General features: G+C 65.2%; 18 protein-coding genes, 7 pseudogenes and 1 riboswitch. Of the genes and pseudogenes, 15 read left to right on the top strand and 10 right to left on the bottom strand.

Features of this window, described 5'->3' with window-relative positions:
- The first annotated feature begins 94 nt into the window (after positions 1-94).
- Entirely contained in the window at positions 95-976 is an 882-nt protein-coding gene (locus ACVWW3_RS27080; RefSeq protein ID WP_456648094.1) for a 3-hydroxybutyryl-CoA dehydrogenase, read from the top strand.
- Between the two features lie 220 nt (positions 977-1,196).
- Entirely contained in the window at positions 1,197-1,391 is a 195-nt protein-coding gene (locus tag ACVWW3_RS27075) for a hypothetical protein (protein WP_247339907.1), read from the top strand.
- Here ACVWW3_RS27075 and tlpA read toward each other — a convergent pair.
- Complete coding sequence (gene tlpA / locus ACVWW3_RS27070; protein ID WP_456664391.1) at positions 1,388-2,077, bottom strand: thiol:disulfide interchange protein TlpA; 690 nt, start codon at positions 2,075-2,077, stop codon at positions 1,388-1,390. The genes ACVWW3_RS27075 and tlpA overlap by 4 nt on opposite strands.
- 106 nt (positions 2,078-2,183) lie before the next feature.
- Here tlpA and argH point away from each other — a divergent pair.
- From argH to lysA, 3 genes and pseudogenes are all read left to right on the top strand, one after another.
- Positions 2,184-3,582: pseudogene (argH, locus tag ACVWW3_RS27065) on the top strand (argininosuccinate lyase).
- A gap of 92 nt (positions 3,583-3,674) precedes the next feature.
- The gene (gene lptM / locus ACVWW3_RS27060; protein ID WP_247323420.1) at positions 3,675-3,965 is read left to right on the top strand and encodes an LPS translocon maturation chaperone LptM; all 291 of its coding nucleotides are present in this window, start codon (positions 3,675-3,677) and stop codon (positions 3,963-3,965) included.
- A gap of 23 nt (positions 3,966-3,988) precedes the next feature.
- Positions 3,989-5,255: pseudogene (lysA, locus tag ACVWW3_RS27055) on the top strand (diaminopimelate decarboxylase).
- Positions 5,256-5,328: 73 nt separating this feature from the next.
- On the opposite strand, the gene ACVWW3_RS27050 reads toward lysA, so the two are convergent.
- Positions 5,329-5,643 carry an SRPBCC family protein gene (locus ACVWW3_RS27050; RefSeq protein ID WP_456672187.1) on the bottom strand — a complete coding sequence of 105 codons (315 nt, stop codon included), beginning with the start codon at positions 5,641-5,643 and terminating at the stop codon, positions 5,329-5,331.
- Positions 5,644-6,031: 388 nt separating this feature from the next.
- Here ACVWW3_RS27050 and ACVWW3_RS27045 point away from each other — a divergent pair.
- A pseudogene (locus tag ACVWW3_RS27045) lies at positions 6,032-6,731 on the top strand (winged helix-turn-helix transcriptional regulator).
- Positions 6,732-6,865: 134 nt separating this feature from the next.
- Positions 6,866-7,192, top strand: a complete 327-nt coding sequence (locus ACVWW3_RS27040; RefSeq protein ID WP_018453248.1) for a DUF1330 domain-containing protein — start codon at positions 6,866-6,868, stop codon at positions 7,190-7,192.
- A 140-nt stretch (positions 7,193-7,332) separates the two neighbouring features.
- On the opposite strand, the pseudogene ACVWW3_RS27035 reads toward ACVWW3_RS27040, so the two are convergent.
- Together ACVWW3_RS27035 and ACVWW3_RS27030 are read right to left on the bottom strand one after the other, a co-directional pair.
- Positions 7,333-8,233: pseudogene (locus ACVWW3_RS27035) on the bottom strand (NAD(P)-dependent oxidoreductase).
- 99 nt (positions 8,234-8,332) lie between these two features.
- Positions 8,333-8,716, bottom strand: a complete 384-nt coding sequence (locus ACVWW3_RS27030) for a carboxymuconolactone decarboxylase family protein (protein WP_027514149.1) — start codon at positions 8,714-8,716, stop codon at positions 8,333-8,335.
- A gap of 165 nt (positions 8,717-8,881) precedes the next feature.
- On the opposite strand from ACVWW3_RS27030, the pseudogene ACVWW3_RS27025 reads away from it, so the two are divergent.
- Together ACVWW3_RS27025 and ACVWW3_RS27020 are read left to right on the top strand one after the other, a co-directional pair.
- Positions 8,882-10,832, top strand: a pseudogene (locus ACVWW3_RS27025) (TIGR02302 family protein).
- Positions 10,820-11,974: a DUF4175 family protein gene (locus ACVWW3_RS27020; protein WP_456648097.1), complete on the top strand. Its 1,155-nt coding sequence runs from the start codon at positions 10,820-10,822 to the stop codon at positions 11,972-11,974. The pseudogene ACVWW3_RS27025 and the gene ACVWW3_RS27020 overlap by 13 nt, the downstream one beginning before the upstream one ends.
- 100 nt (positions 11,975-12,074) lie before the next feature.
- Here ACVWW3_RS27020 and ACVWW3_RS27015 read toward each other — a convergent pair whose 3' ends face one another.
- On the bottom strand, positions 12,075-12,449 hold the full coding sequence (locus tag ACVWW3_RS27015) for a response regulator (RefSeq protein ID WP_211381237.1): 375 nt from the start codon (positions 12,447-12,449) through the stop codon (positions 12,075-12,077).
- A 59-nt stretch (positions 12,450-12,508) separates the two neighbouring features.
- A pseudogene (locus ACVWW3_RS27010) lies at positions 12,509-13,391 on the bottom strand (MJ0042-type zinc finger domain-containing protein).
- A gap of 191 nt (positions 13,392-13,582) precedes the next feature.
- Between ACVWW3_RS27010 and ftsE the strand changes: the two are divergent.
- The 4 genes and pseudogenes from ftsE (at position 13,583) to ACVWW3_RS26990 (ending at position 16,777) form a co-directional block, all read left to right on the top strand.
- A complete protein-coding gene (gene ftsE, locus ACVWW3_RS27005; protein ID WP_247339925.1) occupies positions 13,583-14,242 on the top strand; it encodes a cell division ATP-binding protein FtsE in 660 nt (219 codons plus the stop codon).
- Positions 14,235-15,203, top strand: a complete 969-nt coding sequence (locus ACVWW3_RS27000; protein ID WP_354050305.1) for a cell division protein FtsX — start codon at positions 14,235-14,237, stop codon at positions 15,201-15,203. The genes ftsE and ACVWW3_RS27000 overlap by 8 nt, the downstream gene beginning before the upstream one ends.
- A gap of 72 nt (positions 15,204-15,275) precedes the next feature.
- Complete coding sequence (locus tag ACVWW3_RS26995) at positions 15,276-15,980, top strand: YdcF family protein (RefSeq protein ID WP_247339927.1); 705 nt, start codon at positions 15,276-15,278, stop codon at positions 15,978-15,980.
- Between the two features lie 22 nt (positions 15,981-16,002).
- A pseudogene (locus ACVWW3_RS26990) lies at positions 16,003-16,777 on the top strand (lysophospholipid acyltransferase family protein).
- Here the strand turns inward: ACVWW3_RS26990 and ACVWW3_RS26985 are convergent.
- Positions 16,774-17,385, bottom strand: a complete 612-nt coding sequence (locus ACVWW3_RS26985; protein WP_456648099.1) for a gamma-glutamylcyclotransferase — start codon at positions 17,383-17,385, stop codon at positions 16,774-16,776. The pseudogene ACVWW3_RS26990 and the gene ACVWW3_RS26985 sit on opposite strands and share 4 nt — an antisense overlap.
- 111 nt (positions 17,386-17,496) lie before the next feature.
- Between ACVWW3_RS26985 and ACVWW3_RS26980 the strand changes: the two genes are divergently transcribed.
- On the top strand, positions 17,497-18,681 hold the full coding sequence (locus ACVWW3_RS26980) for a DUF2125 domain-containing protein (RefSeq protein WP_354104446.1): 1,185 nt from the start codon (positions 17,497-17,499) through the stop codon (positions 18,679-18,681).
- A 100-nt stretch (positions 18,682-18,781) separates the two neighbouring features.
- Here the strand turns inward: ACVWW3_RS26980 and ACVWW3_RS26975 are convergent, their stop codons facing one another.
- The 3 genes from ACVWW3_RS26975 to ACVWW3_RS26965 are packed head-to-tail and all read right to left on the bottom strand — an operon-like array spanning position 18,782 to position 21,691.
- The gene (locus ACVWW3_RS26975; protein ID WP_354104447.1) at positions 18,782-19,717 is read right to left on the bottom strand and encodes a prephenate/arogenate dehydrogenase family protein; all 936 of its coding nucleotides are present in this window, start codon (positions 19,715-19,717) and stop codon (positions 18,782-18,784) included.
- Entirely contained in the window at positions 19,714-20,808 is a 1,095-nt protein-coding gene (gene hisC / locus ACVWW3_RS26970) for a histidinol-phosphate transaminase (RefSeq protein ID WP_456648100.1), read from the bottom strand. The genes ACVWW3_RS26975 and hisC overlap by 4 nt, the downstream gene beginning before the upstream one ends.
- A 34-nt stretch (positions 20,809-20,842) precedes the next feature.
- Positions 20,843-21,691, bottom strand: coding sequence for a chorismate mutase (locus ACVWW3_RS26965; protein WP_247339951.1), 849 nt, complete (start codon positions 21,689-21,691; stop codon positions 20,843-20,845).
- A gap of 201 nt (positions 21,692-21,892) precedes the next feature.
- Positions 21,893-21,972: riboswitch (SAM riboswitch) on the top strand.
- A 90-nt stretch (positions 21,973-22,062) separates the two neighbouring features.
- On the opposite strand from ACVWW3_RS26965, the gene metX reads away from it, so the two are divergent.
- On the top strand, positions 22,063-23,265 hold the full coding sequence (gene metX, locus ACVWW3_RS26960; protein WP_354104450.1) for a homoserine O-acetyltransferase MetX: 1,203 nt from the start codon (positions 22,063-22,065) through the stop codon (positions 23,263-23,265).
- Positions 23,266-23,267 lie beyond the last annotated feature (2 nt).

Genomic DNA, 23,267 nt, shown 5'->3' with positions numbered 1-23,267 from the left:
TTCTGATCTAATCGAGTTTCTGATTAAATCAGACTTCCCGGCTCAGGGGATAGGCAGGCGCGGTTAGCAGCGCGCCGTTCCGGTGGATGATATTATGGCGGCAGTAATCAAGAAGGTCGGCGTGATCGGCGCTGGGCAGATGGGCAGTGGCATCGCGCATGTCGCTGCGCTGGCCGGCTTCGACGTCGTGCTCAACGACATTTCGGCCGACCGCCTCAAGTCAGGCATGGCCACGATCAACGGCAATTTGGCGCGCCAGGTCTCCAAGAAGGCCGTCAGCGAGGACGACAAAGCCACGGCGATGGCGCTTATCGTGGCTGGCGAGAAGCTGGACGATCTCGCGGACTGCGATCTCGTGATCGAGACCGCGGTCGAGAAGGAAGAGGTCAAGCGCAAGATTTTCCACGAGCTCTGTGCGGTGTTGAAGCCGGAGGCGATCGTCGCCTCCGATACCTCCTCGATCTCGATCACGCGGCTTGCCGCCGCCACCGACCGGCCCGAGCGCTTCATCGGCATTCACTTCATGAATCCGGTGCCGCTGATGGAGCTGGTGGAGCTGATCCGCGGCATCGCCACCGACGACCACACCTTCGAGGCGTCCAAGGAATTCGTCGCCAAGCTCGGCAAGCAGGTCGCGGTCTCCGAAGATTTCCCGGCCTTCATCGTCAACCGCATCCTGCTGCCGATGATCAACGAGGCGATCTACACGCTGTACGAAGGCGTGGGTAACGTCGAGGCGATCGACGCGGCGATGAAGCTCGGGGCGCACCATCCGATGGGCCCGCTGGAGCTCGCCGATTTCATCGGCCTCGATACCTGTCTGTCCATCATGCAGGTGCTGCATGAGGGCCTCGCCGACTCCAAATACCGTCCTTGCCCGCTGCTGGTGAAATACGTCGAGGCGGGCTGGCTCGGCCGCAAGACCCAGCGCGGCTTCTACGACTACCGCGGCGCTAAGCCGGTTCCGACAAGGTAGAGGGGTCTTGTGCCCTGGACGCAGCGCGAAGCGCTGCAGGCCGGGAGCCCAGAGGCCGCGTGCAGGCTGAAGCATGGATCCCGGCTCTGCGTCGCGTCATAGCATGCCGCGCCGCGTCCGGGACACGGGCACCGCCCATCCTGCCTGCATCCGCTTCGTGACAATTCATGTCGCGTTAACCGCTCGCCTCTAGGTTACGCCCAGTACGAGGGTTCGCGTAATGGACATGATGGCAATGGTCAGCAGCATGCTGGCCGCTCAGCAAGGCGCGCTGCAGTCGAATATCTCGGCGACGCTGATGAAGCAGAGCGCGGATGCAGAGAAATCCACCGTCCTGACGCTGCTCGGCGCCGGACAACCTTCGCTCGCCAATGTCGGTGCCGGCGTCGGCGGCAATCTCAATATTTCCGCCTAGAATGCCGCGGCCGCCTTGCCCGTCGCTGCCCGGATCAGCTTGAGCGCGTCCTCGCTTGCCCATTCCGCCGGTCCCGCGATCGTCGCGATCTCGCAACCTTGCGGGTCGACCAACACCGAGGTTGGCATGCCCAGCGCCCGGCCTATCGCCTTAAGATCCTGAAAAACCTTGGCTTTCTGATCGTTGAAATAGCCGAGCCGGGTCAGGCTGGCCTCCTTCAGGAAGGTCTTGGGCTTCTCGGAGTCGCGGGTGTCGATATTGATCGCCACCACCTCGAAATTGGGGCCCGAAAGCTTACCCTGAAGCTCGTCCAGCGCCGGCATCTCCTTGCGGCAGGGCACACACCAGGTGGCCCAGAGATTTACCAGAAGCGTCTTGCCGCGGAAGTCGGACAGCTTCTTCGGCTTGCCGTCGGCGTCTTCGAAGGCGAGGTCCGGCAGTTTCAACGGCGCGCTCGCCATGGTCAGGGCCGCCAGCTCGCCATGGGCGAGGGGGGCGATCCTCGAGGCCGTCGCCACGGCCGCCCGACAGGCCGGATCGCCGGATGGAGCCCGGCTCAGGCCCAGCCCGTACAGCGCAGCAAAGCCTGCCAGGCCCCCGACCACCACGGTGGCGATGACGACGGGGATCCGGCGCGTGGCTAACCGCGCTTTCCTTGAGTCGAGCATGTCGTTGGGGTCGAGCATATCGTTTGTCATCCGGTCGCAGATATGGCTATCAGAGGCCTCTTAATACGGCTGGCAGCAGTCAGCAAACGTGCGGCGGCGACAGGCAAGGCGTGAGCAGGCGATCATGAGCAACAAGATGTGGGGCGGCCGGTTCTCGGAACGTCCCGACGAGATCATGGAAGAGATCAACGTCTCCATAGACGTCGATCGTCACCTCTTTGCCCAGGACATTGCCGCGTCCAAGGCCCACGCCGCGATGCTTGCCGCACAGGGCATCATCACGGCCTCTGATGCGAAAAATATCGGCAAGGGTCTAGACACGATTTTGTCAGAGATCGGCAAGGGCAGCTTCGAATTCAAGCGTGCGCTCGAGGACATTCACATGAATGTCGAGAGCCGCCTGTCCGAGCTGATTGGCCCGGCCGCCGGCCGTCTCCACACCGCGCGCTCGCGCAACGATCAGGTCGCGACTGATTTCCGTCTCTATGTCCGCGATGTTCTCGATGCGACCGACGCCGCGCTCGCCGCGTTCCAACAGGCGCTGGTGGAGCGCGCGCTGGAGCATGCCGGAACGGTCATGCCCGGCTTCACTCATCTGCAGACCGCGCAGCCCGTGACCTTCGGTCATCATCTGCTCGCTTATGTCGAGATGGCCGCGCGCGATCGCGGCCGTTTCCAGGATGCGCGCAAGCGGCTCAACGAATCTCCGCTCGGAGCTGCCGCGCTCGCCGGCACCTCATTCCCGATCGATCGGCACGCCACGGCGAAGGCGCTCGGTTTTGATCGTCCGATGGCGAATTCGCTCGATGCGGTTTCCGATCGCGACTTCGTGCTGGAGACGCTGTCGGCGGCCTCGATCTGCGCCGTGCACATGTCGCGCTTTGCCGAGGAGATCGTGATCTGGACCTCGCCGCTGGTGGGCATGATCCGCCTCAGCGACAAGTTCACCACCGGATCTTCGATCATGCCGCAGAAGCGGAATCCTGACGCCGCCGAGCTGGTGCGCGCCAAGACCGGCCGCGTCATCGGCGCGCTCAACGGCCTGCTGATCGTGATGAAGGGTCTGCCGCTCGCCTATCAAAAGGACATGGCAGGAGGACAAGCAAGGCGCCATGGAAGGCTTCGCCGCGCTGTCGCTCGCGATCCGCGCCATGACCGGCATGGTCCGCGATCTCGTCCCCGATGAAGCGAAGATGAAGCTTGCTGCAGGCGAAGGCTACGCCACCGCGACCGACCTTGCCGACTGGCTGGTGCGGACGCTGAAGATGCCGTTCCGCGAGGCCCACCACGTCACCGGCCGCATCGTCGCGAAAGCCGCCGAGGGCGGCGTGGCGCTGCACGAACTGCCGCTGAGGGAGATGCAGGCGATCGAACCTGACATCACGAAAGACGTGCTCGGCGTGCTCTCGGTCGAATCGTCGGTGAAGAGCCGGACCAGCTTTGGCGGCACCGCGCCGAAGAACGTGGCATCGCAGGCCAAGGCCTGGCTGAAGCGGTTGGAAAAAGAGCGAAAATTGGACTGAGGGGCAAAATTTCGCTTATGTTTCATGGTCATCCGGCTCTCGCCAGAGCGCGCCAATCTCTGTATGGTGCGCCGCATAGTGGGGATTTCGTCGTGACGTCAAAGTTTCGCCCGGCCGGCTCGGGGTGGGCCATCATTGTCTTGAGCCTGACGGCGCTCGCGCTTGCCGGCTGTGGCCGCAAGGGCCCGCTGGATCTGCCGCCGACCGCCTCCAGCGCGTCCACGGCCAACGTCGCGCCGCCGACCGACACCGAGACCGAAGCCCAGAAGACGCCGAGCGTGTTCAATCCCACCTACGGCGCGGACGCCGCGCCGGCGGCGACCAAGGGCAAAAAGAGACCGTTCATCCTCGACCCGCTCCTGGACGAAAGACCCAGCCGATAGGCTGGAGCAACCGAGCCAACGCCATGAACCATTTCGACTATCGCAACGGCGTGCTGCACGCCGAGGCGGTGAACCTGTCCGAGCTGGCTGCAACCGTCGGCACGCCGTTCTATTGCTATTCGACCGCAACGCTTGAGCGGCACTATCGCGTCTTCACCGACGCCTTCGCCGGCGAGAAGGTGCTGGTCTGTTACGCCATGAAGGCGAACTCCAACCAGTCGGTGCTGCGCACGCTGGCCAAGCTGGGGGCCGGCGCGGACGTGGTCTCCGGCGGCGAATTGAAGCGCGCGCTGGCCGCCGGCATCCCGGCAAGCAAGATCCTGTTCTCCGGCGTCGGCAAGACGGAAGACGAGCTGCGAGCGGCGCTGGCCGCCAACATCCTCTGCCTCAACGTCGAATCCGAGCCCGAGCTCGAGCTGCTGTCGCGGCTCGCGACCGAGGCGGGCAAGACCGCGCGCATCTCGATCCGCGTCAATCCTGATGTCGATGCCGGCACGCACGCAAAGATTTCGACCGGCAAGTCCGAGAACAAGTTCGGCATCCCCATCGCCTATGCCCGCGAGGTCTATGCGCGCGCCGCGAAGCTGCCGGGCATCGAGGTCACAGGCACCGACGTGCATATCGGCAGCCAGATCACCGACCTCTCCAAGATGGAGATCGCGTTCCGCATCCTCTCCGAATTCGTGCAGACGCTGCGCGCAGACGGCCACAACATCTCGCATGTCGATTTCGGCGGCGGTCTCGGCATTCCTTATTACATGGATCGCGAGGCGCCGCCGGCGCCGGACGTCTATGCCGCCATGGTCAAGCGCGTCAGCCACAATCTCGGCTGCACGCTGATGTTCGAGCCGGGCCGGATGATCGTCGGCAATGCCGGCATCCTCGTCGCCAAGGTCATTTATGTGAAGCACGGTGACGGCAAGAACTTCGTCATCATCGACGCCGCCATGAACGATTTGATCCGTCCGACGCTGTATGAAGCCCATCACGACATTTTGCCGGTGACACAGCCGGCGAAGGGCGCGGCCACGATCGCGGCTGACGTCGTCGGCCCGGTCTGTGAGACCGGCGACTACATCGCCCTCGATCGCACTTTGCCGACGCCGAAGCCTGGCGATCTCCTCGCCATCATGACCGCAGGCGCCTACGGCGCGGTGCAGGCCGGCACCTACAACACGCGGCCGCCTGGTGCCCGAGGTGCTGGTGAAGGGCGATCAATTCGCCGTCGTGCGTCCGCGCATCGAGGTCGAGCAGCTGATCGCGATGGATACGCCGGCGCCGTGGCTGTGAGCATCACGTCGGCGCCTTGCGCCCGATGAACGCGGACACCGTCCGCGCTCATCCAGCCGGTCGGGTGTCCGGCCTATTTCTTGAACTTGTCCCTGATCGAGGCGAGGCCGGAATCGTAGACGCCGCTCAGGGCGTCGATCGCGTCCTTCTCCTTGCCGGGAACGGGCGTATAGATTCCGGTCCAGGTCACCACCGATACCGCCTCGCCCCTCGCGGTGACTTTGATGGTCGACTTGTACTGGCTCACCGGCAACGGGCTGGTCAGGAATGCGTAGGAATAGCTGTAGCTTCTGTCGTCGCGCCCGGTCTGCGCCTCGACGAACGCGGCCTTTCCGTCCTTGGTCACGAGCGTTCGGGTCGGCGGCGATTTGCCGTCCTCGATGCACATGCCGACCCGGCGGCAGCCAGTCCTTGATCGCGCAGAATGGACCGATGACAGACCACACCTCGGCCGCTGCGCCGCTGACCTCAATGCTGCGCGTCAGGTTGGCTGCGGAAGCCGGCATCACGGCGGCGCTAAGGCCGATCACGCAAATCGCCGCCTTGCTTAGCGAGGCAAGGGGTCTGAACGCCGCTGAAACGTGCTTCTTCATATCAATCTCCGTTGTCTGATGGACCGCGACGGCGGCCGGTCTGGATTGCAATGCCGGTCGGATAGACGATGCCCGCCGTCCGCGGCCAGTTCAGCAAATGAACCGAGCGCAATACAGAATCTGAACTAGGAAGCCGCGCGCATCGGCCCTAAGGTTCCGCTCTCGCTTGTCACGGAGGCCCGCATGACCATCGGCAGCTACAGGCAGTTCTGTCCGGTCGCGATGGCGGCCGAGATATTATGCACGCGCTGGACCGTCGTGCTGCTACGTGAGCTCGTCGCCGGCTCGACCCGGTTCAACGAGTTGCGCCGCGGCGTTCCGCGCATGTCGCCTGCGCTGCTTTCGCAGCGCCTGAAGGAGCTCGAAGCCGCAGGCATCGTCATCCGCCAGCCGTCGGCTTCCGAGCGCGGCGTGATCGAGTATCAGCTGACCGCCGCCGGACGCGAACTCGGTCCCATCGTCGAGGCGTTCGGCATCTGGGGGCAGCGCCGCATCGAATCGGATCTGTCGCTTCAGCATCTCGATGTCCAGCTGCTGATGTGGGACATGCGGCGGAATCTGAACACGACTCCGATGCCGAGCCGCCGCAGCGTGCTGCAGTTCGCCTATCCGGAATTGCCCTCAACGCAGCGATTGTGGTGGCTGATTGTCGATCCCGACGACAGCGTCGACCTCTGCTCGATTGATCCCGGTTTCGACGTCGATCTTTACGTGTCGGTTGATCTGCGCACCATGACGGCGATCTGGATGGGGCTCGATACCGTGCGCGCGGCCATCGCCAGCCGGCGGATGCTGCTTACCGGGCGAACGGCAGCTTGCCGCAGCCATGCAAAGCTGGCTGGGCCTCAGCCCGTTCGCCAAGGAACGCAAGCTGGCGAGCTGATGCAGGGCGGCTCGATTCAGTATTTGTATCGCCCCGCTACAGTTCCCGTACTGGCGAGCCGCCGCCGTGTTCTGGCACCCAAGTCATGCCCGCCCCTATCAAGGCGGAGCTGAACTCGAGCCAGGAGACACGACATGACAGCGTATCTGATCGCGGACATTAAAGTGACTGACGGAAAGTGGGTGCCGGATTACGCTGCGTCCGTCCACGAACTGGTGCACAAGCACGGCGGCAAATATCTTTCCCGCAGCGGCAACGTGAAAACCCTCGAAGGTGCTCCCCTCGACACCTCCCTGATTGCCATCATGTCGTTTCCCACGGCGAAGGCAGCGGAATCCTTCGTGACCGATCCGGCCTATGGCCGCTTCGCCGCGGCGCGCCGGGGCGGCAGCGAGAGCCGCTTCCAGCTGATCGACGACACCGATCTGGCCGGCACGATTCCCTACCTCGCCAAGGCTTGAACCGCATCTTCGTAAGATATCGGACCCGGGCGCAGGCGCACACTATGCCCGGCCCACACATAGGCTTCCTTCCACGCTCGATCGACCGAGCCAAGCAGCGCAGCGCAGTGCCAGTCACCAGCGCTGCGCTTGCGCCGGCGCTAGCTGCGGGCAATTGTCCCGCCAACCACAACACCCGCCTTCTTCTCGATCGGCTTGATCGCCGCGGTGAAATCGGACTCGGCGCCTTCGGCGCTGATCACGGTCTCCCACAACCGGCCGACCGCATCCGCGACCTCCATCGACAGGCCGAGCTGCTTCATCTCCTCCAGCGCCAGCCGCACGTCCTTCACCATCAGTCCGGTGGCGAAACCGAAGTCGAACGTTCGCGGCAGCACCGCGCGCGGAAATTTGTCGCGGCTCGCGGTGTTCATGCCGGACCCGGCATTGATGACGTCGATCATCACGGCGGGATCGAGCCCCGGCTTTCACGCCCATCACAACGGCTTCCGACGTCGCCACCATCGCGGTTGCCGATAGGAAGTTGTTGGCGAGCTTCATGGTCTGCGCCGCGCCTGGCTTCTCGCCGATGAAGAACACCTTCCCGATGACGTCGAGCGCGGGCTTGAGCAGTTCGAAGTCTGCTTTCGGCCCCGAGACCATCACCGCCAGCGTGCCCTTCTCGGCACCACCGACGCCGCCGGAGACAGGGCAGTCGATCTGCACGATGTCATGCTTGGCGAGCAGGCCGTGAATCTTCGCCGCCATCTGCGAGCCGACGGTGGAGAGATCGATGAAGCGTTTTGCGCGGCTTCCCTCGATCACGCCGTTCGGCCCCGTCGCAACCGCGAGCGAAGCCTGCAGCGAGGGCAGGCTTGCCATGACTGTCTCGACCTGGTCGGCCACGTCTTTCGGTGATGTCGCAGCGCTGGCGCCGCGCGCCACCAGCTTGTCGAGGACCTCTTGGCGCGTGTCGAACACGATCAGCTTGTGTCCCGCCTCGATCAGCCGCCGCGCCATCGGGAAACCCATGTTTCCGAGGCCGATGAATCCGATGTCCATGGTGTTTTCCTTCCCGTCGTCATTGCGAGGAGCGAAGCGACGAAGCTTCGCTTCGCTCGCAACGACGGAGCAATAGAGTTGAGAGCGGTTTAGTCTAGCTCACGCCTTCCCGTCGATCTCCGCGAACACCTCGCGCGCGATGCGAAAACTGTCGACCGCCGCCGGCATGCCGCCATAGATTGCGACCTGCATCAGAATCTCGCGGATCTCGTCCCGGCTGACGCCGTTGGTCAGTGCGCCCTTCAGATGCGCGCGGAATTCGTGCTGGCGGTTGAGGATCGCGATCATCGCGATGTTGAGCATGCTGCGGGTCTTGCGCGGCAGCTCCTCGCGGCCCCACACCGTGCCCCAGCAATATTCGTTGAGCATCTCCTGGAACGGACGGTTGAAATCATCGACGCTCTTCAGGGCGTTGTTGACATAGGCCTCGCCCAGCACCGCTTTGCGGACTTCCAGGCCCTTGTCGTGCATCTTCTTGTCCATGGCGTTTCCTTCGGTTTCCTTGGATGGCGGCGCGGAAATTAGGGGGTTGCGGCGGGGCAGTCACGTCCTCGTGTTATGCGGGAAAAGGGGTGTCTCCCGCACAGGAACGGATGCCTCAGTGCTGCCGTTGTGGTAGCTTCTCTACCGGGCAACCTGGAGAGTTGATTGAACGGCGTCATCCCCGAGCCGTCAGACCCGATCCGCGATGGCGACGCTCTGTCGCGGCTGAAGCTGGCGCAGGCCCTGAAGCGGGCCACTTATGCCATCGCGTGGGAGCGTGGCTGGCCGAATCTGGCACGGCTTCTCACCGTCGTCGGCCTGTTCCTGGTGGTGTCCTGGGCCGGCCTCTGGATGGTGCTGCCGTTCGTTGCCCGCGCTATCGGTCTCGTCGTTTTCGCCGGAATGGCGATTGCCGTCCTGTTCCCGGTGCGTCGCTTTCCGCTGGCCGAGCCGCGAGGAGGCGCTTGCCCGGCTCGACCGCGGCTCCGGCATCCGTCATCGGCCGGCCACCACCCTCACGGACACGTTGAGCTCGCGGGATCCGGTTGCGCAGGCGTTGTGGCAGGCACAGCGCGAGCGCACGCTGGCTTCGATCAAGCGCATCCGCGCCGGTCTGCCGAACCCGCGGCTCGCTCTGCATGATCCCTGGGCGCTCCGCGCGCTGGTCATGGTGATGCTGGTAGCGACCTTCTTCGCCGCCGGCGACGAGCGTGCGATGCGGCTGGGCGCAGCCTTCGACTGGAACGGCGTGCTGGCGCCGACCAACGTTCGCGTTGACGCCTGGGTCACGCCGCCGCTCTACACCGGCAAGCCGCCGGTCATCCTGTCGGCCGCCAACAAGGAGGCCGCGGCGCTGCCCGCCAGCGGCCCGCTTGCCGTTCCCGCCGGCTCGACCCTGATCGTGCGCTCCTCCGGCGGCAGCCTCGATGTCGTGATCTCCGGCGGCCTCAAGGAGGTCGCCCCCGCTGAAGCCACGCCCAAGGGCACCAACGAGAAGCATTTTGCCATCACCGGTGACGGCACCGCGCATGTCCGCGCGCCCTCCGGCAAGCCGCAATGGGCGTTTGCGGCAACGCCGGACCGCGCGCCGACGATCGCCCTTGCGAAGGATCCCGAGCGTCAGGCCCGCGGTGGGCTCCAGCTCTCCTACAAGATCGAGGACGATTACGGCGTCACCGGCGCCGCCGCGCAAATCGGCCTGCGCCCCGCCGAAGCCAAAGACGGTAGCAGGGATGCCGACACCAAGGATGCCGACACCAAGGTCGCCGCACGGCCGCTATTCCAGCCGCCCCAATTCCCGCTCGTACTGCCGAATGCGCGCACCCGCAACGGCGTCGGCCAGACGGTGAAGGACCTCAGCGAGGACCCCTATGCCGGCGCCGACGTCACGCTGACCCTCACCGCCAAGGACGAGGCCGGCAACGAGGCCAAAAGCGAACCCTTCAACATGCGCCTGCCCGAGCGGCTGTTCACCAACTCGCTCGCGCGCGCGCTGATCGAGCAGCGCCGCATCCTCGCGCTCGACGCCAACAAGAACTCGGACGTCTATGCCGCGCTCGACGCGCTGATGATCGCGCCTGAATTGTTCACGCCGGATGCAGGCTGCTATCTCGGCCTGCGCAGCCTGGCGCTCCAGGTGGAAGCCGCCCGCACCGACGACGCGCTGCGCGAGGTGGTGGGAAGCATGTGGGCGTTCGCGGTCACGATCGAGGACGACGGTGTCGCCGGCAGCGTCAACGCCGCGCTGCGCTCGGCGCAGGACGCGCTCAAGCGGGCGCTGGAACGCGGCGCCAGCGAGGAGGAGATCAAGGCGCTGACGCAAAAGCTGCGCGAGGCGATGGCCGGCAAGGTGCGGGATCTCGCGCGGCGCGCCGAGCAGAATCCGCTTGGACCCCGGCAGCCGTTCCCCGCAGAGGTTCAGCTCATTCTCGACAAGTCGGTCGAGCTGCGACAAAAGACCCAGCATGCCACGCCCGAGCAGCTCGAAGAGCTGGCGCAGCAGCAGGACGTCTTGCGCCAGCAGCTGCAGGCCTATCGGAAGTCGGCGGGCAGCCGGGCGAAGGGGGGCGAGGACGGGGCCAATCAGTTTACGCGGGACCGGAAATGCGGAAGCTAGCGCGCGTGCCAGCCTTGAAGGCGATGTCGATCGCCTGTCTCGCCCTCCTCCTGGGAGGCTTTCCCGCTGCGGTCTCGGCGCAGCAGGATCAGGATCCCGACGCGCTGCTCGACAGCGCGGAAAAGGCGATGCAGGAGTCCGGCGACAGTCTCAGGCAAAAGGAGTCCGGACGCAGCCTGAACAACCAATCCGATGCGATTCAGAAGCTCGAGGACTACAAGCGCGCGACGGAAAAAAGCCAATCCTCCAATCGCGATCGTTCCGTCATCACGCAACGCGACCTGGACGAGCTCTTGAAACAGATCGAGAAGGCAGCGCGCGAAGGCAATCGCGAGGCGGCCCAGCGCATGCTCGAGCAGCTCGCGCAGATCATGGAAAATCTCCAGATGGCGCAGCCCGGGCAATCCGGCGACAGCGACATGGAGCAGGCGCTGAACGAGCTCAGCGACATGATCCGCAAGCAGCAGCAATTGCGCGACAAGACTTTCAAGCAGGGCCAGGACTCCCGGCGTGAGCGCTCGCGCGGCAAGCAGCAGGGCGACCAGTCGATGTCGGACCTCCAGCAGGATCAGCAGTCGCTGCGCGACCGCCTGAAGAAGCTGCAGGACGAGCTCGCCAAGCGCGGCCTCGCGCAGAAGGGGCAAAAGGGTCAGAATCAGAAAGGCCAGAAGGGTCAGCAAGGTGAGCAGGGACAGCCGGGCCAGGATGGCGATCAGGACGGCGACCAGGGTGATGACGACGGCAGTCTGGACGCCGCCGACGGGGCCATGGGCGATGCCGGCTCGCAGCTCGGCGAGGGCAATTCCGACGGTGCCGTGGACGCGCAAGGGAAAGCTCTCGACGCCTTGCGCAAGGGCGCGCAGAAGATGGCCGAGGCGATGCAGCAGGGCGATGGCGACGGGCAGGGCGATGGTCCCGGCAATCGTGCCGGTCGCCAGCAGAGCGGCGGCAATCAGACCGATCCGCTCGGCCGCCCCCTTCACGGCCGCGATCTGAGCGACGACTACACGGTCAAGATCCCCGGCGAGATCGACGCCCAGCGCGTCCGCCGCATCCTCGAAGAGCTCCGCCGCCGCTTAGGGGATAGCTCGCGCCCGCAGATCGAGCTCGACTATATCGAGCGGCTGCTGAAGGATTTTTAGAGGCTGCCGCAGCTTTCGTCGCCCGGATGAGCGCAGCGATATCCGGGGCCGCCGGTCCCGCATGTCGCCGCGCTCATGCGGGCTACAATCCTGCCCGCCGCTATGCTTTCTTCGCCGCCAGCGCATCTGCCACCGCCGTGCGGATGTCGGCGACCGAGAACGGCTTGGTCACGACGTCGTGCACCAGCGCGTTGAGGTTCGAGGCGCGCTCGCGCTGGTCGGCAAAGCCGGTCATCAGCAGAATGGTCAGGTCGGGGAAATCGCGTGCGACGGAAAGCGCCAACGCGATGCCGTCCATCACCGGCATCTGGATGTCGGTGAGCAGCAGGTCGAATGCGCCGTCCGCGCGGGTCAGGATTTCAAGCGCCTCGGCGCCGTCCTGCGCGGTGACGATCTCATGGCCGTCCATGGCGATGGCGCGCGCCACCAGCTGGCGCATCGAATCCTCGTCGTCGGCGATCAGGATTTTGGGCATGAGACCAACCTTGAGAGCAACCTCGCGACCAGCTTTTCCTGCGAGAGCTGCGAAATCGATTATACGCTGCCGCCGGTGATGTCGCGCCGGTTGAAGAAGCGAACGTCGATATTGCGGCCCTCCGGCGGCGGCGAGGCCAGGCGCGAGCGGAAGAAGGCGCGCTCACCGGGCTGTAGCACGGTCTGCTCCAGAACCGTGTTCCAAGGCGTAGATCTCCGCGCCCTGCGCGTCGCGCACCGCGAAGCGCAGCCTGGGAATGTCGAGCGCCTTCTTGCCCTGGCCCACGATCACGCCCTCGATCACCAGCACCTGCTTACCGTCCACGGTCTCGCTGGAGAGCTTGACGTCCTTGAAGGCCAGGCCGCGCAGGTTAATCTCGAGGCCGACCATCTTGTAGAATGCGGCCGTCTGCGGCAGCAGCCGCACCATGTCGCCGCGCCAGATGATCAGCGCCAGCACCAGCGCGCCCATGGCGGCGCAGGCTGTCGGCAGGCCGAAATGGGATTTTCGCGGCGCCGTGACGGCGACCGGACGGCTCACCCGCGCGCCGCGCCGGCGGCCGAACAGGCCGCGGAACCAGGATTGGTGCTGTTCGCCGACGACTTCCTCCTCGGCGGACCGGGCCGCAGCCGACCATTCGTCCTCGGTGTCCCTGGCCTCCTCGTCCGGCCAGTCACTGGCGATCGAGGGGCTGTCGACAACGGGCGCATCGGCGGCGCCGTCGTCCCGGGCATAGGAGTTCCACTGCTCGGCGAGATCGGACTGGTCGTCGGCCTGGCTGGCCGCGGCCATTGCCGGGATGGACGCCTCCTCGATGGCATCCTCGGCATGGGCAACCCAGGTCTCCTTGCAACGGGAGCAGCGGACCGTCCGTCCGTTCGCCCCGAGGCTCGCAAGCTTGATGGCGTAGGATGTCGTACAATGAGGGCAGACGATATGCATGGACGAGCCTTGATGCATGGACGGGACTTGACGATGACACGGTCGCGGAGAACCGAGGGGCAGGAATGCTGCCAATTATGCTACAGGGCGACCGTTAACGAACCGGAAACCATAACGGTCGCAAAACCCGTTGATCGCGTGTGGCGGAGCACAGCCGTGCGGCCCGCGCCCTCTCTCGAACGGAGCTGAACTTGGTTCGGTTCGAAAATGTCGGACTGCGTTACGGCCTGGGGCCCGAGGTCCTGCGCGACCTCAGCTTCCATATCCCGGCGCATTCCTTTCAATTTCTCACCGGCCCGTCCGGCGCCGGCAAAACCTCGCTGCTGCGCCTGTTGTTCCTCTCGCATCGACCGACGCGCGGCCTCGTCAATCTGTTCGGCCACGACATCTCGCAACTCGGCAAGGACGAGGTCGCGGATCTGCGCAAGCGCATCGGCATCGTGCTCCAGGATTTCCGCTTGCTCGACCACATGACGACATATGAGAACGTCGCGCTGCCGTTCCGCGTCATGGGCCGCAGCGAATCGAGCTACCGCAAGGAGGTCATCGACCTCCTGAAATGGGTCGGGCTTGGCGAGCGCATGGACGCGCTGCCGCCGATCCTGTCCGGCGGCGAGAAGCAGCGCGCGGCGATCGCGCGCGCCGTGATCTCGCGGCCGCAGCTGCTGCTGGCAGACGAGCCGACCGGCAGCGTCGATCCGACGCTCGGCCGCCGCCTGCTGCGGCTGTTCATCGAGCTCAACAAATCGGGCACCGCCGTCATCATCGCCACCCACGATATCGCCCTGATGGACCAGTACGAGGCGCGCCGCTTCGTGCTGCACCAGGGACGGCTGCACGTCTATGAGTAGGCCCGACGAGCGCGGCGTGCTGGTCGACCTCGGACAGGAGCGTCCGCAGCTGCCGGCCAAGGCGCGCAACATGTCGCCGATCGTGCCGCGCGCCTCGATCCATGGCCGCGCGCTGGTCGCCGTCGTCGCCATCATGACCTTCCTGGCGTCGATGACGACCGGCACGGTGCTGCTGGTGAGCGCCTCCGCCGCCGAATGGCAGTCGGACGTTGCGAGCGAAATCACCATCCAGGTCCGGCCGCAGACGGGACGCGATCTCGAACGCGACACCGCGGCGGTGACCGAGGCCATGCGCGCGCAAGCCGGCATCGTCGAGGTCAAGCCGTTCACCAAGGACGAGAGCGGCAAGTTGCTCGAGCCCTGGCTCGGCACCGGCCTGTCGCTGGACGATCTGCCGGTGCCGCGCATGATCATCGCGCGCGTGCAACCCGGCACGCCGCTCGATCTCGGCGCCTTGCGCGCCCGCGTGACCCAGGTGGCGCCAAGCGCCAGCGTCGACGATCACCGCGCCTGGATCGAGCGCATGCGCTCGATGACCAACGCCACCGTGCTCGCCGGCCTCGGCATCCTCGCGCTCGTCATCATCGCCACCATCATCTCGGTGTCGTTCGCGACCCGCGGCGCCATGGCGGCGAACCGTCCGATCGTCGAGGTGCTGCATTTCGTCGGTGCCGGCGACCGTTATATCGCCAACCGCTTCCTGCGCCATTTCCTCAGGCTGGGCCTTGAGGGCGGCGTCATCGGAGGCGGCGCCGCCATGCTGGTGTTCGGTTTCTCCGAGTCGATTGCAGGGTGGTTTTCCGGCACCCCCGTCGGCGATCAGTTCGCCGCGCTGCTCGGCACCTTCTCGCTACGACCGTCGGGCTACATCGTGCTCGCGGTGCAGGCCGTGCTGATCGGCGCCATCACCGCAGTCGCCTCGCGCCAGACACTGTTCGCGACACTGAACGATGTCGATTGAGGCCGATAAACCGGACTCCACTTCGCCTCAAAACGTCCTAAAATCATCCGGGGAAGGGACCACCGACATCGCATGACCGCGCCGACCGACGATCGATCGCCGAAACTGCCGCGCGGTTGGCTGCGCGCGGCCGTGATGTCGACGATTGCGCTCGCCTTCGTCGGCGCGGCGGCGGGCTTCATCGCGTTCCTGTCGCAATTGCGCGGCGCCGAGATCGCGCCGGACCGCAAGGCGGACGGCATCGTGGTGCTGACCGGCGGCTCCTCGCGGGTCTCCGATGCGATGGAGCTGCTCGCTGCCGGCTACGGCAGGAGGCTCCTGATCTCCGGCGTGCACCCGACCTCGACGGCGAGCGACATCTCCCGGACGTTGCCGGAGAGCCAGTCCTTCATGCGTTGCTGCGTCGATCTCGACCGCAGCGCGGTCTCGACCCGCGGCAATGCCGCGGAAGCGCGGCGCTGGGCCGAGGGGCGCGGCTTCAAATCGCTGATCGTGGTCACCTCGAACTATCACATGCCCCGCGCGCTGGTGGAATTCTCGCATGCGATGCCGGAGACTACATTGATCCCGTTCGTGGTGGTCGGCGAAAAATGGCGCGAGGAGCCGTGGTGGACCTCGGCGTCCACCTTGCGGCTGCTGCTGTCCGAATATGTCAAGTACATCGCGGCCGAGCTCAGGGTGCGGCTGGAGGATTTCGGGATTGACCTTTCGCCCGAGATGTCGGAGCAGCCTCCCGGGCTGCAGCCGAAGCGTCCCGCCACCGCACAGGCCAATTGATCGGCAATTGATTGGATCGTCGATGTTCTTGATTTTCCTGCGATCGCTCGTGTTCAACGTGCTGTTCTACACCGTGCTGGTGTGCCTCGCGATCGTTGCGCTGCCGACCTTCGCATTGCCGCCGCGCGCCATGCTCACGGTCGCGCAATGGTGGGCGAAGGCGACGCTGTTCCCTGATGCGGGCGGTCTGCAACATCAAGGTGGAATTCCGCGGCGTCGAGAAGATCCCGACGGGGCCATTGGTGATCGTCGCGAAGCACCAGTCGTTCTGGGAGACGTTCGTCTTGCCCGGCTTCTTCGATCGCCCGATCTTCATCCTCAAGCGTCAGCTCATGCAGATCCCGGTGTTCGGCCAGTTCCTGGTCAAGACCGGGATGATCGCGATCGACCGCAACGCCGGCGTCAAGGCGCTGCTGGACATGACGCGGCGGGCGCGCGAGGCGGTGCGCAGCGGCGCGCAGCTCGTGATCTTTCCCGAAGGCACGCGCCGCGCACCGGGCGCGCCACCGGACTACAAGACCGGCTTTGCGCAGATCTATTCGTCCTGCGGCGCGCAGTGCCTGCCGATCGCGCTCAATTCAGGCCTGTTCTGGCCGCGCCGCACCTTCATGCGCTATCCCGGCACGCTGGTGGTGGAGTTCCTCGATCCGCTGCCGCCGGGCCTGCGGAAGGACGAATTTCTCTCCCGCGTGCAAACGGCGATCGAAGACGCGACCGGCCGCCTCGTCGAAGCGGGCCGCAAGGAGCAGGAGCAATTGATGGGCAATTCGCCGAGCTATGCGCCGTCGGAGAATTAGCGGTTCTCTCGATCTTCTGTGGGAGCCGGCGCGTGCGGGGAATGCGCATCACCATGCAGCATGGTCGCGAGCTGATGCAGCTGCGTGTCGCGAAAGCCTTCGGCCTCAATGGCTTTCACCGTCGCGGTCACGTAGTCGCGGTTGGCGCCGGACTGGCCGTGGCCCTGGAGCACGTGGCGATGCTGGTCGGTGAGCGACAGCCGACCGGCATATTGCACGTGGCCGCGGTCGACGACATAGGCGAGCGCGGAGACGCGCTGCCGCGCGTCGTTCTCCAGCCACACCGAGCGCATGACTTCGCGATAGACCGACGTCACCTGCTCGCGCGCGCGCAAATAGGCGACCACATCGACGCGGTTCTTCGCGGCAACACGGAAGGCGATGCCGCGGCAGGCGCCGCCGCGGTCGAGCCCAAGCACCAGACCCGGCTTTTCGGGCGTACCACGGTGCACGAAGGAATAGACGCAGAGCGCGCGATGCTCGCCGACCAGCCGCGCCGGGACGCGTTCCTCGAATTCGAAGCCCGGCCGCCATATTAGCGAGCCGTAGCCGAACACCCAGAGATCGCCTTTGGCTGCGGTGACGGAGGGAAGGGTGATTTCCGACATTTCGGGCACGGCTACCAGAACGGCGCTCGCAAGCGAAGCGAATTCTCCGTCTTTCGTCGTGGCTGTACCTCGCTTACATTTGACAAAATCAGGGGTCAAAGGGATCGCCGCATGTCCGATATGACCGTTGCCGCAGGCCGGCGCTCCCGTTGGGGCCTTTTCATCGCCCCCGTTATCCTCCTGATCCTCGCCGTCGCGTGGAGCGGCTTCTGGTTCTATGCCGCGTCGCAGGCCGAAATCGCCGCCGACGCCTGGCGCGCGCAGGAGGCCAAATCCGGCCGCATCTATGATTGCGCCAAGCGCTCGATCGCAGGCTTCCCGTTCCGCTTCGAGGTCCAGTGTTCCGGCGCCAGCGTCGCTCTGGTATCGCAGAACGCCAGCAAGACGCCGTTCACGGCGAAGCTCGACAACATCCTGATCGTCGCCCAGGTCTACGATCCCAAGCGCGTCATCGCCGAATTCTCCGCGCCGGCAACGCTCACCGACGGCGTCACGCAAAGCACTTTCGTGGTGAACTGGAGCAAGGGCCGCAGCAGCGTGGTCGGCCTGCCCGCCGTGCCCGAGCGCGCCTCCGTCGTGTTCGAGGATCCCACCGTCAACCGGCTCGACGGCACGGTGCAGGTGCCGCTCGCGCGCGCAAAACAGGTCGAGCTGCATGGACGCCTCGCGGACGGATCGCCGTCCGATCATCCCGTGATCGAGACCGTGTTTCAGATCGCGCAGGGCAGCATCCAGGGCGTTCATCCGCTGCTCGCCGAGCCGTTCGAGGCCGACACGCGGGCGAAGATCACCGGTCTGTCCGACCTCACGCCAAAGCCGTGGCCGCAGCGCTTCCGCGAGATCCAGGCCGCCGGGGGCCATATCGAGATCGTGCAGTCGCGGATCCAGCAGGGCGAGATGATCGCGGTCGCGGCGGGCACGCTCGGGCTCTCGGCCAATGGCCGACTCGACGGTGAATTGCAGATGACGGTGACGGGCCTCGAGCGCGTGATCCCCGCGCTCGGCATCGAGAAGATGCTGGAGGAGGGGGTGCCGCAGGCCACCCTCGATCGCGTCGCCCCCGGCGTGAAGTCGCAGGACCTCAACAATCTGTTCGGTGCACTCGACCGTGCCGTTCCCGGGCTCGGCAAGGTCATCAAGCAGAACGCCAATGCCGGCGTTGCCGCCGGCATCAATTCGATCGGCACCGAGAGCACGCTGGAAGGCAAGAAGGCCCGCAGCTTCCCGCTGAAATTCGTCGACGGCGCTGTGCTGCTCGGCCCGATCAAGGTCGGCCAGATCCCGCCGCTGTATTGATTCCTCCGTCATTGCGAGCGAAGCGAAGCAATCCAGACTTTCTCCTCGGAAACAGTCTGGATTGCGCTGCGCTCCTCGCAATAAGGAGGTGAGAGCGTGGCTACGGCTTTTTCAGCGCCGCATGCGGCCGGCCGAAGTCGGGCGCCGCCGAATCCTGGCCAATTTCGACGATGCCGCGGCGGATGGCGCGGGTGCGGGTGAAATGGTCGAACAGCGCCTCGCCGTCGCCGCGGCGGATTGCACGCGTCAGCTTGGCTAGGTCCTCGGTGAAGGTGCCGAGCATCTCCAGCACGGCTTCCTTGTTGGCGAGGAACACGTCGCGCCACATCGTCGGATCGGACGCGGCGATGCGCGTGAAATCGCGAAAGCCGCCGGCGGAGAACTTGATGACCTCGGACTCCGTCACCTGCTGGAGCTCGTCGGCGGTGCCGACGATGGTGTAGGCGATCAGATGCGGCAGATGGCTGGTGATCGCAAGCACGAGATCATGATGATCTGGCGTCATGACCTCGACCTTGGCACCCATCGCCGTCCAGAACGCGCGCAGGCGATCGGTGGCAGCGGCATCAACGCCTTCCGGCGGCGTCAGGATGCACCAGCGATTGATGAAGAGCTCGGCGAAGCCTGAATCGGGGCCCGAATGCTCGGTGCCTGCGACGGGATGCGCCGGCACGAAATGGATGCCTTTCGGCAAATGCGGCGCCATGTCCCTGACGATGGCGCCCTTGACCGAGCCGACGTCGGAGATGATCGCGCCGGGCTTGAGATGCGCGGCGATCTCCTGCGCCACCGGCCCGCAGGCGCCGACGGGAATGCAAAGGATGACCAGATCGGCGTCCTTCACCGCTTCCGCATTGGTCGCAACGACCTGGTCGACGATGCCGAGCTCCATCACGCGTGCACGCGTCTTCTCCGAGCGCGCGGTGGTGACGATTTCGCCGGCCAGGCCCTGGAGCTTCGCAGCGCGGGCGATCGAGCCGCCGATCAGGCCGAAGCCGATCAGCGCGACGCGCTGGAAGTGCGGGATCGCGCTCATCTGCCGGCCATGAAGTCGCGCAGGCCCTCGACGACGAGACGATTGGCCTCCTCGGTGCCGATGGTCATGCGCAGCGAATGCGGCAGGCCGTAGTTCTTTAACCCGCGCAGCACCAGCCCGCGCTTGGTGAGGAAGGCGTCGGCGGCGTCCGAGGTCTTGCCCTCGGTCGGGAAGTGGATCAGCACGAAATTGGCGACGCTCGGCGTCACCTTCAGCCCGAGCTTGCCAATCTCCTCGGTTAGCCAGTTGCGCCAGGTCTCGGTGAATTGCTTCGACATGGCTTGGTGACCGGTGTCCTCGATCGCAGCAACGGCAGCGTACATCGCCGGCGTCGACACGTTGAAGGGCCCGCGGATGCGGTTGACCGCGTCGATGATGTGCTCGGGGCCGAACATCCAGCCGATGCGCAGCGCCGCAAGACCATGGATCTTGGAGAAGGTGTGCGTCACGACCGTGTTCTCGGTGGTGGCGACGAGCTCGATCCCCATCTCGTAATCATTGCGCGAGACGTAGTCGCAATAGGCTGCGTCCAGCACCAGCAGCACGTGCGAGGGCAGGCCGGCGCGCAGGCGCTTGACCTCGTCGAACGGGAGATAGGTGCCGGTCGGGTTGTTGGGGTTGGCGAGCCAGACCAGTTTTGTCCGCGGCGTCACGGCCTTGAGAATGGCGTCGACGTCGGAGGTGAGGTTCTTCTCCGCTGCAACGACGTTCCTGGCGCCGACCGCCATGGTCGCGATCGGGTAGACCAGAAAGCCGTGCGTGGTGGAGATCGCCTCGTCGCCTTGGCTGAGATAGGTGTGGGCGAGCAGATTGAGGATCTCGTCCGAGCCGGCGCCGCAGATGATGCGATTGGGATCGAGCCCGAAGGTGCGCCCGATCGCTTCGCGCAGCACGCGCGAGGTTCCTTCCGGATAGTCTTCCAGATGATCCGCAACGTTCTTGAACGCCTCGATCGCCTTCGGCGAGGGCCCGAACGGCGTCTCGTTGGCCGAGAGCTTGAACACCTTGCGGCCCGGCTCCGCCACCGGACTCTTGCCGGGTGTGTAGGGCGCAATATCGAGAATGCCGGGATTCGGCATGGGGCGGGACATCTTCAACTCCGGAGTGGCTTAGGCGGTTCGCGACTTACGATTTCGACCCGGTCGGGGGCACCGTATAGCGCGTTGCGTGGCTGCCGACGAGGGCCGTGGAGCGCACCGAGGCCCCCGCTTCGATCAGGGCAGTCTTGATTTTGTCGAGGCTGCTCGTCGCGGTGACCGAGACCAGCAGCGCGGCGCCGTCGAAGGCGGTATCGGGCACGGCCACGATCTCGGCGAGCGGCGACAGGGCGCGCGCGACCTCGGCGTTCCACCCCGACACGCGCACGCTGAAGGTCTCGACCTCCGTCACCAGGGCGCTGTCGGCGACGCGCGAGACCGCAAACACGGGCAACGCCGCCGGATGGTCCGCGCGCTCGACGAAGGGCAGCCGCGCGATGATCTTTGGCGCACCGGCTTCTTCCAGCGACAGCCACCATGGCGTGCGGCTCGAGGTCGCCGAGACCAGTCCCAGATCGCCCTTGGACTTCGCGACGGCCTCGACCGCCGCCTGCGCGCTGAAATGCGCGACGTAAGGCACGGTGAAGCCGAAATGGAATCGCGCGGAATCGCGCATGGCCGGCTCGCTTGCCGAGATGTCGGCGTGCACCGAGAACGGCGCCTGGACATAGGTAAAGGTCGCGATGATGACGCGCCAGATGCTCTCGACCGTGTCGAGCGGCAGGATGCCGCGATGACGCTGGACGAGGTCACGCATCATGGAAGCCTCGCGCGCCGGACGGAACGCCGAGCCGACCTCCTGGGTCTGCTTCACCTGGATCAGGCGATCGATGATGTCGCCGCGCTGCATCAACAGACGGTGCATGCCCTCGTCGATCGCGTCGATCTCCTTGCGCAATTCCTGGAGAGATGGTGGCGCGGGCGGACGTTGGGACATGTCTGACAGGCGTTGTTGAGGGCGTTCCAATGCGGATCAGTCGAGCCGACACCGCTGCTACCCGTCCTGATTAGGCAGTCAGGGCCGCGAAAGCAAAGAGAAATGCAAAAGGAAATGGGACCCGTTCCGCCGATGGCGCGACAGCCGAATTTGGTTGATCCGGGCCGCGACTTGACGAAAACCGTCCAAGACAGTACCTTTTGCCTGTTCCGTGGTCATTTGAGCCGGCCGGCTTGCAGCCACGTTAAAAAACTCGCTAAACAGGCCGGGGACCCCTTCGATCCCGGCCGAACCTATCGTTCAGGCCGGGTTTTTTATGGCCTGATGTCAATGCGGTCACCACTACGATCGCAAACGAGGTCGATGGTCAGATGGTTGGCGTCCAGTCAATTCCGAGTCCCGCGATCACTGCCGACGAGCGGTCGCACGAGGTGGATCATCCGAGCTCGCAGGTCGCGCAGTTCGGCACGGAGCAGCCGCTGCGGCTCGATTGCGGTGTCGATCTCAGCCCGTTCCAGATCGCCTATCAAACCTATGGCGTGCTCAATGCCGATCGCTCCAACGCTGTTCTGCTCTGCCATGCGCTGACCGGCGACCAGCATGTTGCCAACGTGCATCCCGTCACCGGCAAACCCGGCTGGTGGGACACCTTGGTCGGCCCCGGCCGACCGATCGATCCTCAACACTACTTCATCATCTGCTCCAACGTGATCGGCGGCTGCATGGGCTCGACCGGTCCGGCTTCGATCAATCCCGCGACCGGCAAGGTCTGGGGCCTCGAATTTCCTGTCATCACCATCCCCGACATGGTGCGCGCGCAGGCCATGCTGATTGACCGGCTCGGCATCGACACGTTGTTCGCGGTGGTCGGCGGCTCGATGGGTGGCATGCAAGTGCTGCAATGGACCGCGGCATATCCGAGCCGCGTGTTCTCCGCGCTGGCGATTGCCTGCTCGACGCGGCACTCGGCGCAGAACATCGCGTTCCACGAGCTTGGCCGGCAGGCCGTGATGGCCGATCCCGATTGGCACAGCGGCGGCTATGCCGAGCACGGCCTCCATCCGCATCGCGGCCTCGCTGTGGCGCGGATGGCGGCGCACATCACCTATCTCTCGGACGCCGCGCTGCATCGCAAATTCGGCCGGCGCATGCAGGACCGCGAACTGCCGACCTTCTCGTTCGATGCCGACTTCCAGGTCGAGTCCTATCTGCGTTACCAGGGCTCGTCCTTCGTCGAGCGCTTCGACGCCAATTCCTATCTTTATCTGACGCGGGCGATGGATTATTTCGACATCGCCGGCGACCATGGCGGCGTGCTGGCGAAGGCGTTCGCGGCAATCCAGACCCGCTTCTGCGTGGTCTCCTTCACCAGCGACTGGCTGTTCCCGACCTCGGAATCGCGCGCGCTGGTACATGCGCTGAACGCATCGAGCGCGCGGGTGTCGTTCGCCGAGATCGAGACCGATCGCGGCCACGACGCCTTCTTGCTCGACGTGCCCGAATTCCTTGATATCTCCCGCGCCTTCCTGCAATCGGCAGGCAAGGCCCGCGGACTCACCCTCAGGGACGGATAGCC

This window comes from Bradyrhizobium sp. LM2.9, from assembly GCF_054056555.1.
This window is presented reverse-complemented; position numbering and strand designations above follow the sequence as displayed.